Source organism: Streptosporangium canum (genome assembly GCF_900113865.1).
GTDB lineage: Bacteria > Actinomycetota > Actinomycetes > Streptosporangiales > Streptosporangiaceae > Streptosporangium > Streptosporangium canum.
The window spans coordinates 64,516-87,658 of record NZ_FOQY01000002.1 but is presented as its reverse complement, the minus strand read 5'-3'; the positions used below and the strand labels follow the sequence as shown (position 1 = coordinate 87,658).

At 71.6% G+C, this 23,143-nt stretch carries 25 protein-coding genes; 7 read left to right on the top strand and 18 right to left on the bottom strand.

Going from position 1 to position 23,143, the window contains the following annotated elements:
• Positions 1-159 precede the first annotated feature (159 nt).
• The 3 genes from BM085_RS02710 to BM085_RS02700 are packed head-to-tail and all read right to left on the bottom strand — an operon-like array spanning position 160 to position 3,306.
• Positions 160-1,173: a methyltransferase gene (locus BM085_RS02710; RefSeq protein ID WP_093885442.1), complete on the bottom strand. Its 1,014-nt coding sequence runs from the start codon at positions 1,171-1,173 to the stop codon at positions 160-162.
• Positions 1,174-1,187: 14 nt separating this feature from the next.
• Entirely contained in the window at positions 1,188-2,435 is a 1,248-nt protein-coding gene (locus BM085_RS02705) for an FAD-dependent oxidoreductase (protein WP_093885441.1), read from the bottom strand.
• Between the two features lie 13 nt (positions 2,436-2,448).
• The gene (locus BM085_RS02700) at positions 2,449-3,306 is read right to left on the bottom strand and encodes an LLM class flavin-dependent oxidoreductase (RefSeq protein ID WP_093885440.1); all 858 of its coding nucleotides are present in this window, start codon (positions 3,304-3,306) and stop codon (positions 2,449-2,451) included.
• Between the two features lie 439 nt (positions 3,307-3,745).
• Here BM085_RS02700 and BM085_RS02695 point away from each other — a divergent pair, with 439 nt between their 5' ends.
• Positions 3,746-4,747, top strand: a complete 1,002-nt coding sequence (locus tag BM085_RS02695) for an LLM class flavin-dependent oxidoreductase (protein WP_093885439.1) — start codon at positions 3,746-3,748, stop codon at positions 4,745-4,747.
• A gap of 107 nt (positions 4,748-4,854) precedes the next feature.
• Here the strand turns inward: BM085_RS02695 and BM085_RS02690 are convergent, their stop codons facing one another.
• The 13 genes from BM085_RS02690 to BM085_RS02630 all read right to left on the bottom strand — a co-directional run bounded on the left by BM085_RS02690 (position 4,855) and on the right by BM085_RS02630 (position 17,018).
• Positions 4,855-6,270 carry an NAD(P)/FAD-dependent oxidoreductase gene (locus tag BM085_RS02690; RefSeq protein WP_093885438.1) on the bottom strand — a complete coding sequence of 472 codons (1,416 nt, stop codon included), beginning with the start codon at positions 6,268-6,270 and terminating at the stop codon, positions 4,855-4,857.
• Positions 6,246-7,475, bottom strand: a complete 1,230-nt coding sequence (locus BM085_RS02685) for a cation:proton antiporter (protein WP_245789077.1) — start codon at positions 7,473-7,475, stop codon at positions 6,246-6,248. Before BM085_RS02685 ends, BM085_RS02690 begins: the two co-directional genes overlap by 25 nt.
• Positions 7,476-7,649: 174 nt before the next feature.
• Positions 7,650-9,176, bottom strand: a complete 1,527-nt coding sequence (locus BM085_RS02680; protein WP_143120776.1) for a right-handed parallel beta-helix repeat-containing protein — start codon at positions 9,174-9,176, stop codon at positions 7,650-7,652.
• Positions 9,177-9,372: 196 nt separating this feature from the next.
• Complete coding sequence (locus BM085_RS02675; RefSeq protein ID WP_218158576.1) at positions 9,373-10,071, bottom strand: TenA family protein; 699 nt, start codon at positions 10,069-10,071, stop codon at positions 9,373-9,375.
• A 2-nt stretch (positions 10,072-10,073) separates the two neighbouring features.
• The gene (locus BM085_RS02670) at positions 10,074-11,699 is read right to left on the bottom strand and encodes an FAD-dependent monooxygenase (protein ID WP_093885436.1); all 1,626 of its coding nucleotides are present in this window, start codon (positions 11,697-11,699) and stop codon (positions 10,074-10,076) included.
• Positions 11,699-12,430: an SDR family NAD(P)-dependent oxidoreductase gene (locus tag BM085_RS02665; protein ID WP_093885435.1), complete on the bottom strand. Its 732-nt coding sequence runs from the start codon at positions 12,428-12,430 to the stop codon at positions 11,699-11,701. The genes BM085_RS02670 and BM085_RS02665 overlap by 1 nt, the downstream gene beginning before the upstream one ends.
• Before the next feature lie 48 nt (positions 12,431-12,478).
• The gene (locus BM085_RS02660; protein WP_093885434.1) at positions 12,479-12,952 is read right to left on the bottom strand and encodes an anthrone oxygenase family protein; all 474 of its coding nucleotides are present in this window, start codon (positions 12,950-12,952) and stop codon (positions 12,479-12,481) included.
• On the bottom strand, positions 12,949-13,431 hold the full coding sequence (locus tag BM085_RS02655; RefSeq protein ID WP_093885433.1) for an SRPBCC family protein: 483 nt from the start codon (positions 13,429-13,431) through the stop codon (positions 12,949-12,951). Before BM085_RS02655 ends, BM085_RS02660 begins: the two co-directional genes overlap by 4 nt.
• A 58-nt stretch (positions 13,432-13,489) precedes the next feature.
• Positions 13,490-13,750 carry an acyl carrier protein gene (locus BM085_RS02650; protein ID WP_031172335.1) on the bottom strand — a complete coding sequence of 87 codons (261 nt, stop codon included), beginning with the start codon at positions 13,748-13,750 and terminating at the stop codon, positions 13,490-13,492.
• Positions 13,751-13,761: 11 nt separating this feature from the next.
• Positions 13,762-14,982: a ketosynthase chain-length factor gene (locus BM085_RS02645; RefSeq protein WP_093885432.1), complete on the bottom strand. Its 1,221-nt coding sequence runs from the start codon at positions 14,980-14,982 to the stop codon at positions 13,762-13,764.
• On the bottom strand, positions 14,979-16,247 hold the full coding sequence (locus BM085_RS02640) for a beta-ketoacyl-[acyl-carrier-protein] synthase family protein (protein WP_093885431.1): 1,269 nt from the start codon (positions 16,245-16,247) through the stop codon (positions 14,979-14,981). Before BM085_RS02640 ends, BM085_RS02645 begins: the two co-directional genes overlap by 4 nt.
• On the bottom strand, positions 16,247-16,699 hold the full coding sequence (locus BM085_RS02635) for a cupin domain-containing protein (protein WP_093885430.1): 453 nt from the start codon (positions 16,697-16,699) through the stop codon (positions 16,247-16,249). The genes BM085_RS02640 and BM085_RS02635 overlap by 1 nt, the downstream gene beginning before the upstream one ends.
• Entirely contained in the window at positions 16,692-17,018 is a 327-nt protein-coding gene (locus tag BM085_RS02630) for a TcmI family type II polyketide cyclase (RefSeq protein ID WP_031172343.1), read from the bottom strand. The genes BM085_RS02635 and BM085_RS02630 overlap by 8 nt, the downstream gene beginning before the upstream one ends.
• Before the next feature lie 341 nt (positions 17,019-17,359).
• Between BM085_RS02630 and BM085_RS02625 the strand changes: the two genes are divergently transcribed.
• Positions 17,360-18,244, top strand: a complete 885-nt coding sequence (locus tag BM085_RS02625) for an NAD(P)-dependent oxidoreductase (RefSeq protein WP_093885429.1) — start codon at positions 17,360-17,362, stop codon at positions 18,242-18,244.
• A 2-nt stretch (positions 18,245-18,246) separates the two neighbouring features.
• On the opposite strand, the gene BM085_RS02620 is transcribed toward BM085_RS02625, so the two are convergent.
• Positions 18,247-18,960 carry a phytoene desaturase family protein gene (locus tag BM085_RS02620; RefSeq protein WP_177244925.1) on the bottom strand — a complete coding sequence of 238 codons (714 nt, stop codon included), beginning with the start codon at positions 18,958-18,960 and terminating at the stop codon, positions 18,247-18,249.
• Positions 18,961-18,974: 14 nt separating this feature from the next.
• Entirely contained in the window at positions 18,975-19,715 is a 741-nt protein-coding gene (gene fabG / locus BM085_RS02615; RefSeq protein ID WP_093885428.1) for a 3-oxoacyl-ACP reductase FabG, read from the bottom strand.
• Between the two features lie 357 nt (positions 19,716-20,072).
• On the opposite strand from fabG, the gene BM085_RS02610 reads away from it, so the two are divergent.
• The 5 genes from BM085_RS02610 (at position 20,073) to BM085_RS02590 (ending at position 23,033) form a co-directional block, all read left to right on the top strand.
• Entirely contained in the window at positions 20,073-20,810 is a 738-nt protein-coding gene (locus tag BM085_RS02610) for an SDR family NAD(P)-dependent oxidoreductase (RefSeq protein ID WP_093885427.1), read from the top strand.
• A complete protein-coding gene (locus BM085_RS02605; protein WP_093885426.1) occupies positions 20,810-21,190 on the top strand; it encodes a SchA/CurD-like domain-containing protein in 381 nt (126 codons plus the stop codon). The genes BM085_RS02610 and BM085_RS02605 overlap by 1 nt, the downstream gene beginning before the upstream one ends.
• A 76-nt stretch (positions 21,191-21,266) precedes the next feature.
• Entirely contained in the window at positions 21,267-22,124 is an 858-nt protein-coding gene (locus tag BM085_RS02600) for an LLM class flavin-dependent oxidoreductase (protein ID WP_093885425.1), read from the top strand.
• A gap of 5 nt (positions 22,125-22,129) precedes the next feature.
• Positions 22,130-22,585 (top strand): anthrone oxygenase family protein, encoded by a 456-nt coding sequence (locus tag BM085_RS02595; protein WP_031173397.1) that lies wholly within the window; start codon positions 22,130-22,132, stop codon positions 22,583-22,585.
• Between the two features lie 142 nt (positions 22,586-22,727).
• Complete coding sequence (locus BM085_RS02590) at positions 22,728-23,033, top strand: hypothetical protein (protein WP_143120775.1); 306 nt, start codon at positions 22,728-22,730, stop codon at positions 23,031-23,033.
• The last annotated feature ends 110 nt before the right edge of the window (positions 23,034-23,143 follow it).

The window sequence follows — 23,143 nt, the reverse complement described above, 5'->3', positions numbered from 1 at the left end:
CGGCCGCGGCAGGCACATCGCCCTCCCGCAGTGGACGGCCGCGGCAGGCACGCCGTCCTTCCACGGTGAACGGCCGCGGCAGGCACATCGCTCTCCCGCAGTGGACGGTCACGGCGGGCGAGGCCGCGTCTGCTCGCCCGCCGTGACCGGGGCCCGCGGTCAGCGCGCCTTGCGGGCCACCACGAGCGTGTCGTCGTCGCCGAGCGGGCGGTCCTCGACCGAGGCGAATCCGGCCCCTTCGGCGTGTCCTCGCAGCTCGGTCACGGTGTACTCGGAGCCGCCGTCGGTGACCAGCAGCATGTCCAGGCTGATCACCAGGTTCTCGACCCGGCTGGACGCACGGTCGAGCATGCGGTCGTAGACCAGCAGCACGCCTCCGGGGTTGACGCTCCGGTAGGCCTGCTCCACCAGGAACTTCCGCTGCTGCGGGTCCCAGTCGTGCAGCACGTGCCCGAGCATCACGACGTCCGCCGACGGGAGCGGGTCGGTGAAGAAGCTGCCGCCGTGGAATGTCACCTTGCCCGCCAGGCCCTGCTCGGCGACCTTCTCCTCGAAGAAGGGCGACATCTGCGGCAGGTCGAAGACGGCACCGGAAAGGTGCGGATACGCCCTGACGACCTGCGACACCAGAGCGCCCCGGCAGCCGCCGACGTCCAGCACGGACTGGTAGCCGGACCATCCGTCGTAGGCCTCGATCAGCTGCGGGCCGAGCACGCCGGTCAGCGCGTCCATCGAGTTGATGAACTGGGCCAGCACCTTCGGGTTGTCCACCACCGCCTCGAAGTCGCTCCCGGACTGCTGCTTGCCGCTGCGCAGCGCTTCGGACAGCCTGCCCCACGCCGGATACAGGTTGCGGTTGGACCGCTCGATGAACCCGCCGATGTAGGAGTCCGCGCCGCGCACCAGATGGCGGTCGGCGCCCGCGCCGTTGCGGTAGCGGACGCCGTCCCGCTCCAGCAGGTTCAGTTCGACGAGCAGGTCGAGCCAGTCGGAAAGGCCCCGGCCGTGCAGTTCGAGGCGGCGGCGGATCTCCTCCTCACTGGCCGGGCCGGCGTGCAGGACGGTGAACAGGTCGAGTTCTACGGCGGTCAGCAGCGCTTTGGCGTCGCAGAAGGAATTTGCCAGCCGCAGGATTCCGGCTGGACGGCTGGTGTCCGTGGGAATGCTCGTCACTTGCGTGGCTCCTTCTACGCTTGGGAGAGCTTCTTGTCATTGAGGTCGATCTTCTGCATGGACCATTTGGCGATCTTCAGCGACATGTTCGTCGCCTCGGTCGCGTACTGGACCATCTCCGCCTGGTATTCGGCCACGGCGGCCGGCAGCGGCCGCTCGCCGCGCGTCGCCGCGGTCAGCGCGCGGCACAGCGAGGCGGCGTCGCGCAGGGCGGTGTTGGCGCCGACCCCGCCGGTCGGCGGCATCGTGTGCACCGCGTCGCCGAGCGGGATCACGTTCCCCGGCGCCCAGGGCTCGACGGGCAGCGTGGCCCGCAGCGCGAGCGGGTAGGTCTCCTCCGCCTCGGCGTGGGCGAACACGCCGTGCAGGTGCGGGTGCCAGCCGGCGGTGCGCTCGAGCACCAGCTCGCGGAGCTCCTCGCCGGTCATGGCGAAGAACGAGTCGTCGGGCAGCCCGAGCACCTCGCGGTGCACGCTGAACACCGACATGTAGTAGTCCTCGGTGTCGTCGAATCCCAGGCCGGGCCAGAGCCGCTCGGCGGCCTCCCGCGGTGGGGTGCGGAAGACCATGGGCATCAGCGCGAGGCGGAGTCCGTTCGATCCCGTCACGTTGACGAACCGGTCGCGCAGGACCTCCGGCAACCCGGCCTCGATCGCGCGGGCCCTCGAGGTGCGGGACAGGATCGCGCGCACGCCGAGGTCATGGGCGCGGTCGGCCGGCCGTAGCTGGGCACGTACCTGGGAGTTCGCCCCGTCCGCGGCCACCAGCACGTCGCCGGTGTCCGAGCCGCCGTCGGCGAAGTGCGCCACGACCCGCCCGTCCACCTGCTCGTAGTGGGTGAATCGTTTGCCGAAGCGCACCACGCCGTCGAGATCGGCGAGCAGTATGCGGCGCAGCGTCACCCGGTCGACCGCGTCCACCTTGTCCGGCGCGTCGCCGCGCGGATCGTCGAACGCGGGGGCCCACTGCGGGTTGAGCTGCTCGTCGTAGGCCGCCAGGCCCTCCTCCTGCCGCGTGTTCGACGTCGCGGTGAGCAGGTCCTGCGCCTGGCGGGGCAGGCACTGCCGTAGTGCCCGCTCCCCCTCGGGACTGATCCGCAGCCGGTATCCCTGCATCCGCCCCCGAGCGGATCCGTCACGTTCGTATACGGCGATGTCGTCGATACCGGCCTGCCTCAGCCCTTGAGCGAGGCACAGTCCGCCGATGCCGCCGCCGATGATGATGATCCGCAGCGGCCGGCCCCGGTCGCGAGGGGTGTCCATCAGGTCCTCCGAGTCAGCGCAGCACCACGTCGGCTATCCGGTCGAGGTGGTCGGGGTCGGCCGTGCACGACAGCAGCAGCAGCTCGTCGCAGCCGTTGGCCGCGTAGCCGTCCACCACGTCGCGCAGCCTGCCCTCGTCCGTGACGGCTCCCGCCACGAGATGCTGCGCCATCGTGCCCATGTAGGAGTAGTAGCTGAGCATGTGCTCGGTGGCGTGCTCCTTGCCGTCCGGGCCGAGCGACACGTAGCAGTTGGCGCCCATCCTCGGTGAACCGGCGCGGCCTTCCTCGGCCCAGAGTTCCTTGATCTTCGTCACCAGCTCCGGGTACTTGTGCGGCGGGCCGCCCGGCGAGATCCAGCCGATTGCGTACTTGGCGGACCGGCGGAGACCGGCCGGCGAGTGGCCGCCGGCCCAGATCGGGATGTCGCCGTTGGTGGGGCGGGGGCCGACACCCGGTACCGGGCCCTCCCCCTTCCACACCTCCCTGATCTCCTCGATCATCGCGTCCAGGCGCCGGCCACGGGTGTTGTAGTCGGCGCCGGTCGCGACGTAGTCGTCCTGCCGCATCCCGGCGGAGACGCCGAGGATGAGCCGGCCGCCGGAGAGGCGGTCCAGGCTGGCGAGTTGCTTGGCCAGCTCCACCGCGCTCGGCCGGTAGGCGGCCAGCAGGATCGCCGTGACGAGTTTGATCCGCTCGGTGACCGCGGCCGCGGCGGAAAGCGCGACGATGCCGTCGTAGTTGTCGTAGACCACCCGGTCGACCACCGTCAGACTGTGGAATCCGAGGCGATCCGCGCGGCGTGCGAACTCGATCAACTGGCTGCCGTCAGCACCGGGGATGGTGGTCGGCAGGCAGACTCCGATATCCATTACGCTCCTCTTGGACTCTTACGCGGCCGACGGGCAGGTCTCACGCGGCATGCCGCGCCAGCAGCCGGGCTACCAACGTGAGCAAGTGTCCGGGCGGCCGCTGGGGCCGTGGTCGAGCCCCGGTCGACACGCGTCGCCGGAGCGTCCCGGCGAGGCCGCCGGCATCCGCCGGGCAGCATGTGCGGACGTCCCGGGCACGGCACCGCCCAGCCGGGCGCGCGGGCGCGCCGCCCGGCGTTGACGGGGAGGCCCCCCGGAGCGTGTACGGCTCCGCGACGCCGGGACAGGTGGCTCCTTGTCACTGGAATACGGCATTCAGCTGCCGGTGGCCGCCATCGAGCGCCGCTTGACGGCATCTCGAACCATATTGCGCGCGCCATATTGATTTATTTATGTTCCTCGTGAAGCCGAGCGTGATTATTGCGTGGAGGAATGATTCGTGAAACTAGGCGCGATCATCGAGTGGATGGACGACCTCTCCACATTCCGAAATCTGGTCCGGCTGACCGACGATCTCGGATATGACGTCATCGGGGTCGGGGACACACCGGCCCGCGCATACGAGTTGTACGTGTCGCTCACGGTGGCGGCGCAGGAAAGCCGGAACGCGATTCTGACGCCGATGGTCACCACGCCGTTTCTCCGTCACCCGGCCGCCACCGCCACCGCGATCTCCACGTTGCACGAGCTGACGGGTGGCCGCGTCATGCTCGCCGTCGGGAACGGCGGCAGCACCAGGCGGGTCGTCGGACGGTCCCCGGTCGGGACCCCGCAGGAGCTGCACGACTACGTCACGGCGGTGCGGGCGATCCTCGGCGGCGGCACCGCACAGGTCGACGGCCACACCACCGAGCCTCTCACCCGGGTCCATCCCATGCCGGTCTACCTCGCCGCGGACTACCCCCGGAGCCTGCGCCTGGCGGGCGAGATCGCCGACGGGGTGGTCACCACCGTCGGCATGTCGGCCGAGCTCGTCGAGCGGAAGGTGGCGACGGTCCGGGCGGCGGCGGAGAAGGCCGGGCGCGATCCCGAGGCGATCGAGATCTGGGGATTCAGCTTCATCTCGGTCAAGGACACCCGTGCCGAGGCGAACGCCGAGCTCGGCGCGGCTCTCGCCTCCGACGTCGCCCTGCGCCTGAAGGCGCCGCACATGCGGGCGATCATTCCCCCCGACCTCCTGGGCGCGGTCGAGGAGATGGAGCGCCGCTACGACGTCTGGGACTTCGCCGTCGGGGGGAAGAACGCGAGGCTGCTGGAGGAGCTGGGACTCGTCGACTTCGCGGCCGGGCTGACCGGCGTGACCGGGGACGTCCCCGGGGTGGCCGCCCATCTGAAGCGGCTGGAGTCGATCGGCGTGTCGGGGGTGTTCGCGGCGCTCCCCGTTCTCGCCGATCCGGAGGGGACGCTCCGCAGGCTCGGCCAGGCGGCGGCCTCCACCTGATCGCCGCCGGGCCGGTCATCGTGCGGACCCTCGAACCCACCGGCCGTACAAGGACGTGAGCATGCGGCCCGCCGGCCGCGGGAGGCGGCTCGGCGGGTCCGGTGCGCTCAGGAGGGGCCGGGCGGCGGCGGGGCCTCGCTGGAGCGCAGGCCGAGCCGGGGCTCGGTCACCAGGTACAGGCCGCCGACGGCATTGGCCGGATCGAACGGCGACTGCTTGATCTCGTGCACCCGGTTGAGGTTGTTCAGGGGGTTGGGATCACCGCTCTCGGCCCCCTGCAGGTGGTCCTGGACCAGCTGGTAGGCCTGTTCGGCGTCGTTCAGGTCGGCGATGCCGGTGATGATGCGGTCGAAGGCCGCCTGCAGGTTCAGATGATCGCGCTCGTCGGAGGTCAGCCGCTGCGCGTTGTAGAAGTGGTGCTCCTTGCCCCGGTAGCTCTCGTAGAACACCGACACCAGGATGAGGAGCCGCTGGTAGGCGTGGTGGTAGATGGTGTTGTAGAAGCGCCAGGCGTCCTGCTCGGCGACCTCGCCGCGCAGCACGCTCGACAGGCTCGCCGCGCCGAGCATCGCGCTGTAGGTGGCGAGATGGACGCCGGTGGACAACAGGGGGTCGAGGAAGCAGGCGGCGTCGCCCGAGAGCAGGTAGCCGGGGCCGGCGAAGCTCTCCGCGACGTAGGAGTAGTCCTGCTCGACCTTCATCCCGCTCACCTGCTCGGCGCCGTCGAGCAGTTCGAGGACGGTCGGGCACTTCGCGAGCGCCTCGTCGTAGACCGCCTGGATGTCGCCGTTCAGCCGTCCGCGGCTGTCGTTGAACAGGTCGCGTCCGGTCACCAGGCCGACGCTCAGCGTCCCGTCGTGGAGGGGAATGGCCCAGAACCACCCGTCCTCGACGGAGCACACCGCGATCGCGCCGCTGGGCCCCTTGCCGAGCGGTTTGGCGTTCTTCCAGTACGTCCACGCGGCGACGTTGCGGAACACGTCGTGGAACCGGCGGTTCTTGAGATGGCGGGTGGCCAGCACGCCGCCGCGGCCCGAGGCGTCGATGACATGGCCGAACTCGATGCGGCCGCCGCGCTCGGGATCCTTGGTGTCGTACCAGCGGGCCGCGACGGCCCGGTCGCCGTCGAACTCGATGTCGCGGACGCTCACCCCTTCGATCACCTCGGCGCCGAGCTCGCGGGCGTGGTCGAGCAGGATCTGGTCGAACTCGCTGCGGATGACCTGCCAGGCGTTGGGGGTGTCATCGCCCAGGTTACTGAAGCGCACCTCCCATTCCTCGGGACCCCACTGGAAGAACGCGCCGCCCTTGGGCTGGAAGCCGTGGGCCTCGACCTTGTCCCAGACTCCGAGCATCTCGAAGATCGGGCGGCAGGACGGCAGGATCGATTCGCCGATGTGGTAGCGGGGGAAGCGGTCGCGTTCGAGGAGGGTCACCTGGAAGCCCTCACGGGCCAGCAGGCCGGCCGCGGTCGAGCCCGCCGGGCCACCACCGATGATCAGGATCTGGGTCGATTCACGCATGACCGCATGCTCGCCGCTCCGGTTGGAAGACCGCTCGAGCACCGTTCAACGGCGGCGCCCCGCGCCGCCGCCGACGTGTTCAGGTGGGCGTTCATGCCCGCGCCGAGCGCGAGGGCCTCCCAGTGGCCGAGCCGGCTGAGCCGGGCTCCGAGGTAGGCTCCCGCGAACTTGCCCAGGATCGCGGTGACCAGCACGCCGAGCCCGGCCAGCAGGACCGTCGGCTGGGCCAGGGCGGTGAGGTCCATCCGCAGCCCGGCGGTCGCGAAGAACAGCGGGGCGAGGAAGGACAGGACCGTCGTGCGCAGCGGCGCCAGCCGGGCGGGGTTCAGCGTGCCGCAACTGCTGATCACGATCCCGCACACGAAGGCGCCGAACACCGCCTCCAGCTTCATGGCCTGCGTCGCGGCCGCCGCCAGCAGCACCAGGATGACCACCAGCGTGACCGTCACGCCGCCGTCCCGCCTGCTGTCGGAGCGGTCCGCCGCCCGCAGCGCGCCCCGTACGAGTGGGCGGGCGAGTACGGCGGCGGCGATGACGGCAGCCACGTAGCCGATGGAGAGGGCGATGTTCCCCGCCCGCACTCCCGTGGTCGCCATGGCCGAGACGACGGACAGCAGCAGCCAGCCGACGATGTCGTCGACCGTGACCGCGCACAGGATCAACTGCCCGATGTTGCGGTGCAGCAGGCGCATCTCCATCAGCGTCTTGGCGATGACCGGGATGGCGCTGACGCCCATCGCCACCCCCAGGAACAGCGCGAACGTGCTGCGGTCGGCGGAGCCGGGGACGAGCGAGGCCGGCAGCAGGAGCCCGACTGCCACGCCGAGCCCGAGGGGGATGGCCACTCCGGCGAGGCTGATCCGGGCCGCGGTGACCCCCCGGCGGCGCACCAGCCGCAGGTCGATGTGGATGCCGGTGATGCCGACGAGCAGCAGCACGCCGACCTGACCGACCGCGTCGAGCATGTGGAACTGGGCGGTGTCGCGGGGCAGCAGCCAGTCGCTCAGTCCCGGCGCCACTCGCGCCAGCACCGAGGGACCGAGGAGCACGCCCGCGCACAGCTCGCCGACGATGGCCGACATCCCCAGCCGCAGGGTCAGCCGGCCGAGCAGCAGCGCGCAGAGCAGCAGCAGCCCGACCTGCAGCAGGAAGATCAGTAACTCGTCCGGGCCGATCAGGCCGACCGGTGAGGTCACGGGCGTCATGGCGGTCTCCGATCTCAGGGGTCTGCCGATGTTGACGGACCCGGATCGAGAACCCCTCGGGTGCCGGGCGAGCGTGGCGCGGCGGCCCTGTCGCCGCCGCCCGCGGGCCGCGGCCGGACAGCGGACGGGCAGCCTCCCCGGACGGGGAGGCTGCCCGCTGTGAGCCGCGCGGAGCTAGCGGCCGGCGCACGGCCCCTGGTAGGCGCCGACGTTCGGCGCCGCGTCGCTCGGCACCCGGAAGCCGTAGAGGTCATGGCCGCCGTTGTCCGGGATGACGGTGCCCGCGCCGATGGCCGGGGAGCCGCACTTGAGCCGGAATCCGAGGACGCCGGCGGTCCCGGAGGCTCCCGGCCTGGTGAACAGGGGGTCGCCGGTCACCGCGTGGGTGTCGCCCGGCTGCACCGCGGTGATGTTGCGGTAAAGGTTGTGGTCGTACACCCCCACCGTGTCGATGATCGTCGACCCTTCCGGCCGGCCGACGAATATGTTGTTCTTCACCGTCATCGGGGTGGGGTGGAGGGTCCCGACGAGCGCCGTGGCGGATGTGCTGTGGACCACGTTGTTGTAGATCTTCACATCCGTTACGGGGACGTCGCAGCCGTTGGCGATGACGGGGATCTGGAATGTCCCCAGCAGAAGGTCCTTGTCGTTCTGGCTGACGTTGTAACGGATCGTCGCTCCGTCGGTGTTCGTTCCGGTGAACGCGCACAGGAGCATGAACGGGCCGTTGTTGTCGTGGCTGTAGTTGTACTGGTACACGATGTCGGAGTTGGCGGCGTCGACGCTGAAGGCGAAGGACGGCGGGAAGGCGGCCCCGCCCGTCACCTCGTTGTGCTGTATCACCGGGCGGTCGGAGTTGAACGCGAGGATCGCGGCGTGTGAGGCCGTCGCGCGGCGGCCGAACCCGTTGACGATGTTGAACTCCGTGAGCGAGTCCACGCCGTTCTGCACGAGGATGCCGTCGCCGCCCATGTCGCTGAGCTTGTTCGCGAATATGTGCACGTTGGTGATCGGGACGAACGAGTTCGAGCCGGCCGGATACAGGGGCGTACGGCGCGACCACTGCGACAGGGTGCCGATCCCGATGTTGTCGACGCCGGAGACGACGTTGCGGGACACCCGGATCTCGTCGAAGCCGGTGGGCGTGCCCGACCCGGCGGCCTTGAACAGGATGCCGCCGCTGTTCTCGAGCTCCGGCTGCAGGCAGTCGCAGCCGGGCACGTCATGGACCTTGACGTCCTCGACCACGTAGTGCTTGCCGGTGCCATAGTTCTCCAGCAGCACGTAGATGCCCGTGCGCGGGGTTCCGTCGGCGGCGCCCGGGTTGGAGACGTCGAGGTTGCGGATCTCCCAGCCCTGGACGTTGCGCAGGAACACGGCCGCGCGGGCGCCGCCCCCGACGATCGCCGGGCGGGCGCCGCTGCCGTAGGCGCTGACGGTGATCGGCTTGCCCGCCGTACCGGACCCCTGCGGCTGCAGGACACCGTTGCAGGTGCTGCCTCTGCGCAGGAGGATGGAGTCGTCGGGCTGGAAGGTGACCGTGTTGACGCGGGCGAGGGTCCGCCACGCGGTCCCGGCCGACGTACCGGCGGCGGAGTCGTTGCCGGCACCGCAGTCGAGGTAGTACTTCTTGCCGCTCGACGCCTGTGATCCGGCCTGTGCCGAGGCGCCTGGCACGACGGACGCGATTGCGACGCTCATACCGGCAGCGAGTATGAGTGCTCGAATGGCTCGTGTCCGATACCAGGCACCGCGATTTCTCCGTGTCGAACTCGGTGTGATACCCATGCCGCATACTCCAAGAATGTGCTGGTCACCGGATAAACCGGGAGTTGTCGGGCCGAGTCTGGTCCGGCAGGCTCGACGCCTGCTCGAAACGCCGCCCCGAAGCATGGTCCTACACCGACCACCCCCTCCGCCGCCACGCTGCGTCAACGAACGAAAACTCATAGCGAGCGCCGAGCAGGAAATGGTCGACGAGCCGGTCCCGCTCGCCGGCCGAGCACTGCCCGCCCACCTCGTCGACCATGTCCAGGTACGCCGCGACGTACTCCTGGTAGAAGCCCCCCTCGGGGCAGTACTGGTCGATCCAGGCGGCGTAGCGGGATCCGGGCTCGTGCCGTTCCCGCAGATCGTTGGACACTTCGAGATGGAACCAGGTCATGGGCAGGAGCCCGCCGACGCCGGAGGCGAACGAGACGGCGGGCGCCGCGAGCATGAAGGAGGTGTGCGCGTGGATCGGCGGGGCGGGTGTGACGGCGGCGGCACCCGGCGGCTTGCCGAGCGCCTCCGCCAGCTTGGTCAGCTCGCTGTCCAGCCGGGAGAGCGAGCCGAACGTGGCACTGGCCGCCGAGCAGAGCAGCGCGCCGTGTGAGTCGTGGTCGGCGACCGCGCCGCAACGGGCCAGTGCCCGCGCGTACGCGGGCACGACGTGGCGGGCGTCCTGCTCGGCGAAGTACCACAGTGAGGCAGGCGGCAGCGTGCCGTCGCGCAGCCCGGCCCAGAAGGGATGCTCCCTGATCCGGGCCAGTACGGGGCCGGCGATCGCCGACAGCTCCTCGTGCATCGTCTTGTGCTCCCCGGCCGGCGCCGTCATCGTCAGCGCGCCATCGCGGCCACGGTCGCGGTGCCGGCCACCTGGTCGAGGACGTCGGCGAGCACCTTCTCGGGTTCGGGCCGGCCGTCGCCGCTCCGCCAGGCCACGAACGCGTCCGGCCGTACCAGGACCGCGCCGCGGGCCGAGACGCCGAAGGCCGCGGCCCAGTCGCCGTCCACCGCGGCGCAGTCCCCGCCGGCACCGATCCGCACGACGCGCAGCGGCACCGCGGTGCGCCCGGCCAGCCGGCCGGCCGCCTCGTGCCACGCCGCGCCCTCGGGCCCGGTAAGGAGCACGAAGGAGTCCCAGAACAGGTCGATCGTGGACAGCCGCTCACCGTCGCGTTCGAGCCAGAGGTGCGGCGCCCGGGTGCCGGGCTCCCCGGTGAGCTCCAGCGGCGCCGTCAGCACCGGCCGGTGCTCCTCGGTCACGACCGCCTGGGAGCGGTACCGGTAGCCGAGGGTGATGATGATGTCGTCGACCATCCGGGCGCGGACCTCGTCGCCGGCGTACCCGTGCCGGATGCGGTTGCGGACCATCGCCTGCTCGGCCATCGCCTCGCCCACCGCGTGACGCTCGTCGTGGTAGGTGTCGAGCAGCTCGGCACCCGCCCAGCCGTGCAGCGTGGCCGCGAGCTTCCACGCCAGGTTGTGCGCGTCGTGGATGCCGGTGTTGGCGCCGAACCCGCCGGCCGGCGGGTGCACGTGGGCGGCGTCCCCCGCCAGGAAGACCCGGCCCACCCTGAAGTGCTCCGCCACCAGCTGGGAGCCTTCCCAGGGGACCTTCGCCATGATCTCGACGTGCATGTCCGGCTTGCCGGACGCCGTCCGGACGATCTCGACGCAGCGCTCGTCGGTGAAGTCGGCCGGGGACTCGCCCTTCTCGGGGTGGTACACCGGGGCGGCCAGCCACGGATCCCGCCCGTGCAGGCGGGACAGCCCGGTCATCGTCCCCCCGGCGGTCGCGTAGCACAGGATGAACGGCCGGTCCGCCAGGATCTCCTCCAGCTCGGGGGCGCGGAAGTAGATGCTGAGCGCGTTGAACACGGTGCCCCGGCCGGAGCGGGAGACGCCCAGCGCCCGGCGGACCGAGCTGCCCGCGCCGTCGGCGCCGACCAGGTAGCTCGCGCGGACCGTGCGGACCACACCGGTCTCCACGTCCTCCACGTGGGCGGTCACCCCGTCGTCGTCCTGCTCGATCGACCGCAGCCGGCTGGCGAAGCGAACCTCGCAGCCGAACTCCCTCGCCTTCTCGGCCAGCACCACCTCGTAACGGTCCTGGCCGCACCCCATGACCCGCTCCGGGCTGATGTCGGGGCCGTCCAGCGAGGGGGCCTCCAGGACCTCCGCGTCCACGATCTCCGAGAAGGTGTTGACCCGCAGGATGCCGCCCTCGAAGAACGGGTGCGAGTCGCCGATCTCCAGTGCCCGGATCTCCCCGCCCAGTCCCGCCGCCCGGAACAGCTCCATGGTGCGCGCCTGCAGGCCGGGGGCGCGCGGCAGCAGGGAGGTGTCGGCCCGCTTCTCGACGAGCAGGGACCTGATGCCGTGCCGGCCGAGGAAGACCGCGGTGGACAGCCCCACCGGGCCGCCTCCCACGATCAGTACCGGGACGTTCTCGTCGTACATCAGATCCCTCCGTCGACATTGATCGTTTCGCCGTTCACGAACCGCGACAGGTCACTGGCCAGGAACGCCACGACCCCGGCCACGTCCTCGGGGGTGCCGAGCCGGCCGAGCGGGATCATCTTCCGGTAGCGCTCCCGCACCTCGGCCGGAGCGGGTTCCTCCGTCTCGATCGGCCCCGGCGCCACCACGTTGACGCGCAGCCCCCGCGGGCCCAGCTCCTTGGCGAGGGAGCGGGTGAGCCCGACCAGGCCGGCCTTGGTGGCGGTGTAGTGGGAGCGCAGCGGGATCCCGACGGTGGCCACCCTGGAGCCGATGAAGATGATGGAGGCGCCGGCCGACAGCAGGGGCAGCGCCCGCTGCGTCACCAGGTACGGCCCGCCCAGGTTGTTCTCCACCACGCGCCGCCACTCCTCGACCGGGAGTTCGGCGAACGGCACGTGGCTGATGACGCCCGCGTTGTGCACGACCACGTCGAGGGAGCCGAGCGAGGTGCGGCAGTCCTCGACGAGCGCGTCGACCTCGGCCGGATCGCTCACGTCCGCCTTGACGAGCTGATGGTCGCCGCCGGTCTCCTTGAGCTCGCGGGCCAGGCTCGTGACGGCCTCGCTCTCGGTGCGGTAGCACGTCACCACGTCGGCGCCCGCGCGGGCGAGGCCGAGGACGATCCCCCGCCCGATACCGCGTGAGCCTCCGGTCACGAGCGCCTTCTTGCCTGTCAGCTTGAGTTCCATCGTCCCTCTGCCATCTCTGTGACGTTTCTGGATCGGCCGCCGGGGCGGCTAAAGGAGGACCGCCGCTCCCGCCAGGTTGGCGATCAGCGCGGTCATGGAGAGCACCACCCGCACGTTGTTCCAGTTCTTCCAGCTGGCGCGTGGATCGCGCTCGGGCCAGTCGTCCGGCGGGCTGGCCGGATCGAGCGCGGTCACGTACTTGTTGATCGGAACGTTCTTGATCAGCGAGATCGCCATGAGTACGGCGAGCAGCGCCGCGGCCAGCCCGAACAGGCCGGAGGCGCCGGTCGCGCCCCGCTCGCCGTGGACCATCACCGCGATGGCGACGTCCAGCCCGAACCCCAGCACGTTCGTGATGGGCAGGAACGGGTCGTAGCGCGGCCACATGAACTTGATCAGATCGACGTACCCCGCGTACGGCAGCCGGAGGGCGTGCGCCGCCAGCCCTATCGCGTTGCCGAGCATGACGCCCGCCGCGATGCCGTTGGCGAGGAGCGCCAGCGGGACGAGCGCCCGGATCATTCCACTGCCCGCCGGCCCGGTCCGGCGAACGCCGCCGCGGCCGCCTCGACCAGCCCCCTGATCCGGTCCATCTGGATCGCGGTGTTGCGGTTGAGGTGCTCGGTCATCCCGTCGTCGTCGGCCGGCGCCTGCGGCTTCATGTGGAAGTCCTGCACCCAGCGCATCCGCACGCCGTCCTCGACCTCGCGGTACTCCCAGTAGATGTTCATGAACTCGAAGGGGCCGGTCTCGATCCGGTGCGCGCGCACCTCGCGCTTCACCGGGTCGGCGGTCCGCTCCGAGACCCAGCTCCACACTCTGCCCTCCTCGTCGGGATGCATGGTGAGGCGGAAGGTGACCGTGTCGCCGCCGCGTTCGAGGATCTCCGCGGCGGCGTACTCGCTGAACAGCTGGGGCCACGACGCGACGTCGTTGGTCATGTCCCAGACCAGCTCCATGGGCGCCTTGATGACGATGGCGTTGTCGGTGTGTCCTGCCATGAGGTTCTTCCTTGTCTGGCCTCCGCGGCCGCTGCGCGACGCTGGTCCGGCCCTGCTCTCAGGCCGCCAGCCGGACGTTCACGTACTCGGCCAGCGCGCGCGGCGTGGGCAGCTGCTCCGCCACGTCGTCGGGGATCACGACGCCCAGGTGGTTCTGGAGCTTCGCCGCCATCTCCAGAACCGCGAGCGAGTCGTATCCGAGATCCTCGAACGTGACGTCGGCGATATCGCTGTCGAGGTCCACGGATTCGGTGACCCCGGCGCAGGCGCGCATGACCTCTTTCAGGTCGTCGAGGGTGAATGAGCCAAGCTGTGCCATGGGTTGCTCCGTCAGTCGGTCTTCGTTACGACGATTGCCGCGTTGAATCCGCCGTAGCCGCGGGCGACGACCATGGCGGTGCCGACCCGCGCCTCGCGGGCCGCGCCGCGGACCAGGTCGAGGTCGCAGCCCGGCGCCAGCTCGGTGACGCCCGCCGTGGGCGGGATGACACCGTCGCGGATGGCCAGCAGCGCGCCGGCCAGGTCGAGCGCAGCGCCGCCGGCGTAGAGCCGGCCGGTCATCGTCTTGGGCGCGGTGACCGGCACCCCGTCCGGGCCGAAGACCGCGCGGATCGCGGTGGCCTCCTGCAGGTCGAGTTCCGGCACCCCGGCCGCGTCCGCGAAGACCACGTCGACTCCGCCGGCGGCGAGGCCGGCGTCGGCCAGCGCCAGCTCCATCGCCCGGCGCAGCCCCGGCTCGCGGCCGGACCCCGGTCGCGGGTCGAAGGTCGCGGCGTAACCGGCGATCTCCCCGTAGATGACCGGCGCGGCTCGGGCATGCGCGTCGGCCGCGTTCTCCACGACCAGCATCGCGCCGCCCTCACCGGGCACGTAGCCCGCCGCGCCGACGTCGAAGGGCAGGTAGGCCCGGCCGGGGTCGTCGCCCTGGCTGAGCCTGCCGCTGCTGTACTGCGCGGTCAGGCCGTAGGGGCACAGCGACGCGTCGGCGCCGCCGGTGACCACCAGCCGGGTCCCGGTCCGGATGAGCTGACGCGCCTGCCCGACCGCGTCCAGGGCCCCCGCCTGTTCGGCGCAGACGACCCCGCACGAGCCGCGCATCCCGTGGCGGATGGAGATCTGCCCGGTGGTCGCGGCGTAGAACCAGGCGATCGACTGGTAGGCGCCGACCCAGGAGGGCCCCTTGGTCCACAGCCGCTCGATCTCCCGCTGCCCGAACTCGGTCCCCCCGGAGGAGCTGGCGGTCACCACCGCCATCTCGTACTCGGGGAACGCCGCCGGATCGGCGCCCGCGTCGTCCAGGGCCCAGGCGGCCGCGGTCAGTCCGAGGTGGGTCCAGTTGTCGGTCTGCGGGATGAGGCGGCTGGGCACGTGCTCGGCGGCGGTGAAGTCGCTCACCTCCCCGGCCACGCGGACCGGGTAGCCGGCGGGGTCGAACCGGCTGATCGGCCCGATGCCGCTGCGCCCTTCGAGCGTGGCCGCCCAGTACGCCTCGGTCCCGAGCCCGTTCGGTGCGGTGACCCCGATCCCGGTGATGACAGCGTGTCTGCTCATGCCGCCCGGTCCCGCACGATGACCATGGCGGTCTGGAAGCCGCCGAATCCGCTGCCGACGCTGAGCACGGAGTCGATCGGATGCTCACGCGCGGTCAGCGGCACGTAGTCCAGGTCGCACTCGGGATCGCGGGTGTGCAGGTTCGCCGTCGGCGGCACCACCTGGTGCTCGATGGCCAGCGCGCAGGCCGCCACCTCGATCGCCCCGATGGCCCCGAGCGAGTGCCCGATCATCGACTTGATGGAGCTGACCGGCACCTCGTAGGCACGCCGGCCGAGTGCGCGCTTGAAGGCCGCGGTCTCGTGCCTGTCGTTCTGCTTGGTGCCCGAACCGTGCGCGTTGATGTAGTCGATGTCCGCGGCGTCCACCCTCCCCAGGTGCATGGCCTGGCGGATCGCCTCGGCCATCTCGCGCCCGTCGGGCTTGAGGCCGGTCATGTGGTAGGCGTTGCTGCGGCCGGCGAACCCGACGATCTCCGCGTAGATGTGCGCTCCGCGCCGGCGCGCGGCCTCCCGCTCCTCCAGCACGAAGACGGCGGCGCCCTCGCCGAGCACGAACCCGTCCCGATCGGCGTCGAACGGCCGGGAGGCGTGCGCCGGGTCGTCGTTGTTCGGTGAGGTCGCCTTGATCGCGTCGAAGCACGCCGCCGTGATCGGCGAGAGCGGCGCGTCGGTGGCTCCGGCGATCACGACGTCGGCCCGGCCCGTCCAGATCAGCTGGCAGCCGTTGCCGACCGCGTCCAGCCCCGCCGTGCACCCGGTGGAGATCAGCGACACCGGCCCCTCGGCCCCCGCGGCCCACGCGACCTCGCACGCCATCGTGCTCGGCACCATGTAGCCGTAGAGGTGCCGCACCGCGTAGGCGGGATCGACGAGCCAGCGCCGGCCTCCGTCGCTCAGCACGACGTACTCCTGCTCCAGGCCCATCGTGCAGCCCACGGCGCTGCCGATGCTGACGCCGATCCGCTCCGGCGGGACGGCGCCCTCCTCCAGGCCGCTGTCGGCCAGGGCCTCCCTGGCGCACACGACGCCGAACTGCGCGGCCCGGTCCATCCGCCGGATCTCCTGCGGGCTCAGGCCCTCCGCGACGGGATCGAAGTCGCACTCGGCCCCGATGCGGGAGCGGAACCCGGACGCGTCGAACAGCGTGATGGTACGGGTGGCGGTACGGCCGGCCGTGAGCAGCTCCCAGAACGCCTTGGTCCCGATGCCGCCCGGCGCCGTCACACCGATCCCGGTGATGACGACGCGCCTGTCGTTGACCATCAGCGCGGCCCTCCCACGTCGGGTACGGGTTCGGCGATCCCCGACCTCGGCAGCGGCTCGGTGTCGACGTGGCCCAGGTCGGGTCGCGGCGCCAGCGGGCTCAGGTGGAAGACCGCGTGGATCTCCTCGTCGCCGGCGTTCCAGACCCGGTGCCGCAGCCCTTTGGGGACCATCAGCCCCTCACCGGCCGCCAGCTCGACGATCCGCGCGCCGTCGATCCGGGCGGTCAGCCGGCCACGCACCACGTAGAGGAACTCCTCCGAGTAGGGGTGGTAGTGCTCGGCCACGTACTCGCCGGGCGCGAGCGTCAGCGTGCCCATGAAGCCGGAGGTCGAGGCGACGGTCTTCGGGCTGAGCACCACCCGGATGTCACCGCCGCGGCGCCGGTTCGGCGCGACGTCGCACGCGGCGACCTTCGCCGGCGCGGACAGCTGGTCCACTGGCTCACTCACCGTCTGCCTCCCAGACGTAGAAGGGGCTGGCCATCGCGTCCTTGGGCTCCCGCCAGTTCGGGTCGTACGGCCGGATGTGCTTGGACAGCCGCTGGTTGATCTCGTCGTAGAGCGGGTGACTGCGTGCTTTGTAGAGATTCGGCGTGATGTCCTCGTCCGCCTCCACCAGGTGGAAGTAGAGGTCGTGGAAGCGGAAGAGCGTGCGCCGTGACACTCCGACCATCCGGGGCAGGTCGCTGGCGTCCGAGTCCGCGAATATCTGCGCCACGTTGTCTGCCTCGGCCGGTTCCATCCGGGCGACGATCAATGTCCGATGCACCCCGGAACTCCTCTCGTTCGGTGCCGCCATGCTGAGGCCCTTGTGTCTGGTTACGGTCGAATCCGGCTCGAAACAGCCGCCGGACCGTCTCCCTCGGGGCGCGGACGTCCGGCGGCGGGCCGGAGGTCCGCCGGGCATGCCGGCGGGCGGCCGCCGGGAAGCAGGCCGGGCGGAGGTGTCACGGGCCTCGGTGCGCGGCGCCGCCCCGGCGGGGACCGACCGCCGGGACGGCCGCGAGGTCACCCGAGCACGCCTTGGACCGCGCTCCGAGCGCAGCTCGAGTACGGGGCCACAGGGTGACGGCAGGCACATCAGCGCCAACGGACCGTCATCGTCGAAGGGTGACCGTGGTGAGCAGCGACAACGAGCTGGCGTTCGTCGGACTCGGCGGTATGGGCGCCGGCATGGCACTGTGCCTGCGCGGCGCCGGATTCCCTCTCGTGGTGCACAACCGCACCGCGGCCAAGACCGCGCCGCTCGCCGAGGCGGGAGCGCGCGTCGCCGCCTCGGGCGCCGAAGCCGCCCAGGGCGCGCGGATCGTCATCCTCAGCCTGAGCGACCAGGCGGCGGTCGAAGAGGTCCTCTTCGGCGAGCTGGCCGGGCGGCTGCGTCCCGGCGCGCTCGTCGTGGACACCTCGACCGTCTCGCCCGCCTACTCCGCGGACGCGGCCGAGCGGCTGGCCCGGACCGGCGCCCGGCGCGTGGAGGCCTGCGTGCTCGGAAACCCCGCCATGGCGCGGGCGGGCAAGCTGCGGATCTTCACGGCCGGACGGCGTGCGGACGCCGCCGAGGCCCACGACGTCCTGGAGGCACTCGGCCAGGACGTGCTGTACGTCGGCCCGGCCGGCTCGGCGTGCGTGCTGAAGCTGTCCTTCAACCTGATCCTCGGCAACCAGGTCGCCGCGCTGGCCGAGGCGGTGCTGCTGGCCGAAAGCTCCGGGCTCGACCGGGACCTCCTTCTCGCCGCCGTCACCAAGAGCGGGTTCAGCTCGCCGACGCTGGCGTTCCGGGCGGAGCTGATGCGCACCCGCCACTACGAGCCCCCGGCGTTCCGCAGCGCCCTGATGGAGAAGGATCTGCGCCTCGCGGTGGGCGAGGCCGCCCTGCACGGCCTTGAGCTGCCGGTCACGGCGGGCGCGGCCGACCGGTTCACCGAGGCGGTCCTCGCCGGTGACGGCGACAAGGACGCCGCCGTCGTCGCCGAGCTGCGCTCCGCCGTCCGCTGAGGTCAGCCGGCCTCCGGCAGGCGCGGGCGGCCGCGGGCCCCGCGCCTGCCGCGGCCGCGTGAGACCGCCGGCGGATCCCAGCCGGCCGGACGGGCGGGCAGCAGCGACGGATCGCCGAGCGTCGCACCCGCGTGCACCTCCGGCAGCAGCGGCCCGACCGCCTTCTCCGCGGCCGTCAGCATCGCCTCGGTCAGCCCCCGCTTCGCCGCCAGGTAGGCGGGATCGCGCCGGTAGCGGACGCCGTCGGCCGGGCCGCCCGGCATCCCCCACCATCCGTGGCCGGGCGGGCACACGGTCATCACCTGAAGGCTGCTGTGCCCGGCCGGATGGGCCCGTCCGCCGTCCTCGGGGGCGAAGGAGACGAACACGAACGGCAGCTCGTCGCGGACGCCCTCGTGCAGGCGCGCGTAGCTCCGCTCGATGTCCTCCCCGGGGAACCACCAGACGTTGGCGTCGGGGGTGTACGGCTTGGCGACGTCGAGAGCGATGTACAGCACCGCCCACGGCAGGCGCATCGTCGAGGCTCTCGCCCGGGCGAGGAGTCTCGGCGGGAACCCCGCGCCGTCATCGCACAGTTCGAGGATCGTGCGGCGGTAGTCGGCGTTGGAGACGACGACCGGAGCGGCGAGGTAGGCGGCGCACACCAGGCCGCCCACCCCCGCCCCGATGACGATCACGTCCCATGCGGGCGGGCGTCTCTCGACGGGGACGTTCATGTCGTGTCGCGCATTCAGATCGCGATCCCGCCGTGGATCTCGACGACGCTTCCGGTCATGTACGCGGCGCGATCGGAGGCCAGGAAGGCGACGAGCTCGGCCACCTCCTCCGGGCGGCCGAACCGCCTCAGGGCTGTCGCCTCCGTCAGCCGCCGCCTGACCTGCTCGCTGAGCTTGCCGGTCATGTCGGTGTCGATGAGTCCCGGCACGACCACGTTGGCCCGCACGCCGCGGCCGCCGACCTCCTTCGCCAGCGCGCGGGTGAAGCCGATGACGCCGGCTTTGGACGCCGAGTAGGTGGTCTGCGCCGCGTTGCCGTAGACCCCGGACACCGAGGAGATCGTGACGATGCAGCCCGACCGGCGCTTCATCATGCCGAACACCGCGGCGCGGCACAGGTGGTGGACGCCCCCGAGATTGGTGCGCGTCACCTCCTCCCAGTCGGCCTCCTCGGTGAGCACGAGCGGCCCGTCCCTGGTGATGCCGGCCGACGTCACGACCGCGTCGACGGGGCCGAGCTCCTCTTCCGCGCGGGTGACCCAGGCGCGCATCTCCTCGCCGCGGGACACATCCGCCCGCACCGGGAGCACCCGTCCGCCGGACTGCCGGGCCTCCTTGACGAGCTGCGCGGCCGGTCCCTCGGCGCTGCGGTAGCAGAAGCTGACGTCGAACCCGTCCTGTGCCAGCCTCAGCACGATCGCGCGGCCGATGCCGCGCGATCCACCGCTGACGAGCGCGACCTTGGCGCCGGTCATCGTGACCGCCGGGGACCCGGAGCGGACGGCGGCCGGCGCCGCCGGCGGGCTTTCCGTGTGGTCGTCATCGGAGGACCTCCAGATGATGCGTCGTCAGGGCGTACGGCCGAGCGGTGGGGGTGCGTGCCGCAGAAGACTCCCACCGGTGGCGCGGGGACGGCTCGAGGGTGGCTTGAGGGGGCGCCCGGCGGAGGGGCTGGAGGGGGCGCGGGGTCAGTGAGCTGCCGGTGATCGGCCGGCGGGACGGGGTCCGCTTGCCGCGGATCCGGCGCCTCGCGGGCCGGCCCAGCGGGACTCCAGCCCATCGCGAGTGACCCGGACCATCTTCGTCAGGTAACTGCCTGACGGAGGTTAATCGTGGATCTTGGACTGGCCGGCAAACGTGTCCTCGTCACCGGCGGCACTCACGGGATAGGCCGGGAGACCGTGCTCGCGTTCGCCCGGGCCGGGGCCTGCGTCGTGGCCTGCAACCGCAGCCCGGGCGAGGCGGCCGACGCCCTCGCCCATGAGCTCAAGGGGCTGGGCGACGGCCACCGCGTGGTGCAGGCCGACGTCACCGACACCGCCGGCGTGGCCACGCTCGCGGACGCCTGCCGGGAGGCGCTGGGCGGGCTCGACGTGGTCGTCAACAACGTCGGCGTCGACGGCCGGTCGCCGTTCGGGGAGCTCACCGGGGAGAAGTGGCACCGGGTCATCGAGACGAACCTGACCAGTTGCTTCCTGGTGACCCAGGCCGCGCTCGGGTTGCTGGCCGACAACGGCTCGGTCATCAACATCGGAGCTTCGGCCGGCATGCGCGGGCGGCCGGAGAGCGCGCACTACGGCGCCTCCAAGACCGCGCTCGTCGGGCTGACCCGGTCACTGGCCAGGGAGCTCGGAGGCCGCGGCATCCGGGTCAACACGGTGGCGCCCGGCGTGATCGTGACCGAACCCGGCGGCGGGCCGCCGCCCCCGGTCGCCGACCTCATCCGCGCCGTGACCGCGCTCGGCCGCCTGGGCACCGGCGCCGACGTGGCCGCGGCCGTGCTGTTCCTGGCCAGCGACGTGTCCCGGTACATCACCGGTGTCACTCTCAACGTGGACGGAGGCATCTGATGCCCTTTGCTGCCATCACTTACCGGGTCAAACTCGGGTACGAGGACGAGATCGCGGAAATCTTCGCCGGATTCCAGCGGGTGGACACCCCTGTCATGCGCGACGAGGAGGGCGGGCAGGCCGGCCGCCTGCTCGGCACGGCCGTCTTCATCAAGGACGACGTGATGGTCCGCGTGATCCACTACGAGGGCGACTTCAGGGCCGTGGCCGCGCACATGGCGGGACAGCGGGGCGTGCACCTGATCGAGGAGAAGCTCGCGCCCTACCTCGCCGAGCAGCGCGACACCTCGACGCCGGGGGCGTTCGGAGCCTACTTCCGCGACGCGGTCATGCGCTGCGTCTCCCAGCTGTCGGTGGACACCCACCCGGTGGAGCGGTGAGGGCGCAGCCGTGACAGCCGGACCGCCGGCGCGAGCCGGCCAGGACGCCCAGCCGGGCTGAGACATGGAGGGTGGCATGGAGGTTGGGATCGGGCTGCCGACGATGATCCCCGGGATCACCGGCCGGGACGTCCTCGTCTGGGCCCAGCGCGCCGAGGAACTCGGATTCTCCTCCCTCGGCGTGCTCGACCGGCTGATGTACGACGGTTACGAGTCCCTGATCGCGCTCGCCGCCGCGGCCGGCGCGACGAGCCGGATCCGGCTGGCCACGACCATCCTGATCGCCGCGTACCGGGGTGACAGGGCGCTGCTGACCAAGCAGCTGGCCAGCCTGGACCGGCTCTCCGACGGCCGGCTCGTGGTCGGCGTCGCGGCCGGTGGGCGGCCGGACGACTACGAGGCGTGCGGGACGCCGTACGCCGGGCGGGGGCGCCGGCTCGACGACCTGCTCGGCGAGCTGCGGCGGTCCTGGGACGGGACGGCCGCCGGCCCGGTCCCCGGCCCGCGCTGGGCGAAGGACGGCCCGCCGCTGCTCGTCGGCGGCCACTCCCCCGCGGCCATGCGGCGTGCCGCCGCTTTCGGCGACGGCTGGATCGCCGGAGGCAGCTCGGCCGCGGGCTACGCCGAACTGGCCGAGCGCGTCCGGACGGCCTGGCGCGCCGCGGGCCGCGCCGACCGGCCGCGCCTGGCGGCGATCGCCTATGTGGCACTGGGGCCGGGCGCGCGCGAGCAGGCCGAGCGCTACCTGCTCGACTACTACTCCTTCATCGGCTGGAAGGCCGAGATGGCCGTGCGCGGCGTGCTCACCGACGCGCGGCGGCTCCAGGAGTTCGCCGCCGGTTACCGGGCCGCGGGCTGCGACGAGCTGATCCTGTTCCCGTGCGTCCCGGACCCGGCTCAGGCGGATCTGATCGCCGGTGCGGTCTGGAGGTGATCACGATGATGCATGTGCTCAGCGTGCTGGCCCTGCTCGGCAGCGGAACGGTGGCCGGTGTGCTGTTCGCGGTGGCCCTCAGCACGGTACCGGCCCTGGCCGCGATGTCACCGGACCGCTATGTCTACACGCACACGTTGCTGGGCAGGAACTGGGATCCCACCATGCCGATCATCGTGCTGAGCACGACGCTGCTGGACATCGTGCTCGCCGTACAGGCGTCCGCGGCCACGGCCCGCTCGCTGATCATCGGCGCGGCCGTGTGCCTGGCCGGGGTCTCGCTGGTCTCCCACCTGCGCAACGTGCCGATCAACAGGCGGGTGCACCGCACCGATCCGGACGCGATCCCGCCCGGCTGGCAGGATCCGCGCCCGCTGTGGCGGCGCTGGCACATGCTGCGCACCGCACTCGCGATGGTGGCGCTCGTCGCCAACAGCATCGCCGTCACCATGCTCTTCTGACACCACTTCCTCTCGTTTCACACTTTCGCGTTTTTCCAGAAGGGCCCGTACGGCCGGCGGGAGTGGGAGTCCAGCGGTTCTCGAGCGGCCCGAGAGGTGCCACGGCCAGGCTCGGACGCGGGATCGATCACCGGAGGCCCGGATGCGCGACGACACCCCGGAGAGAGGGGCTCTGCGGCGGATGAAACACCGCCTCAGAAGAGGTCTGACCTACCTCGGAACAGGTCTGATGTATCTCGGAGCGGCCTCGTGGCCAAATCCCGAGGTCCTGGCCGCCCTGCGGGCGGAGGCCGCCAAGCTCTCCACGCGGCCGGCGCGTCACGGGCCGGAGCGGGCACCCGGCCGGCCACCGCACCCCGAGCGGATCACCTCCCACGAGCACCTGCCCTACCGGGAACGCCGCCTCTTCCTGAAACTTGAGGAGCAGTTCAGGCAGGAGGAGAAATGACGGGCAAGCCGCCGGCGACCGCCCAGCGAGCGCCTCGCCATCCGTGACGGCACCGCGGCCCGCCGCCGGCCGCCGGACGGCGCGCCCGCAGTCCCCCACCGGCCCGCGCC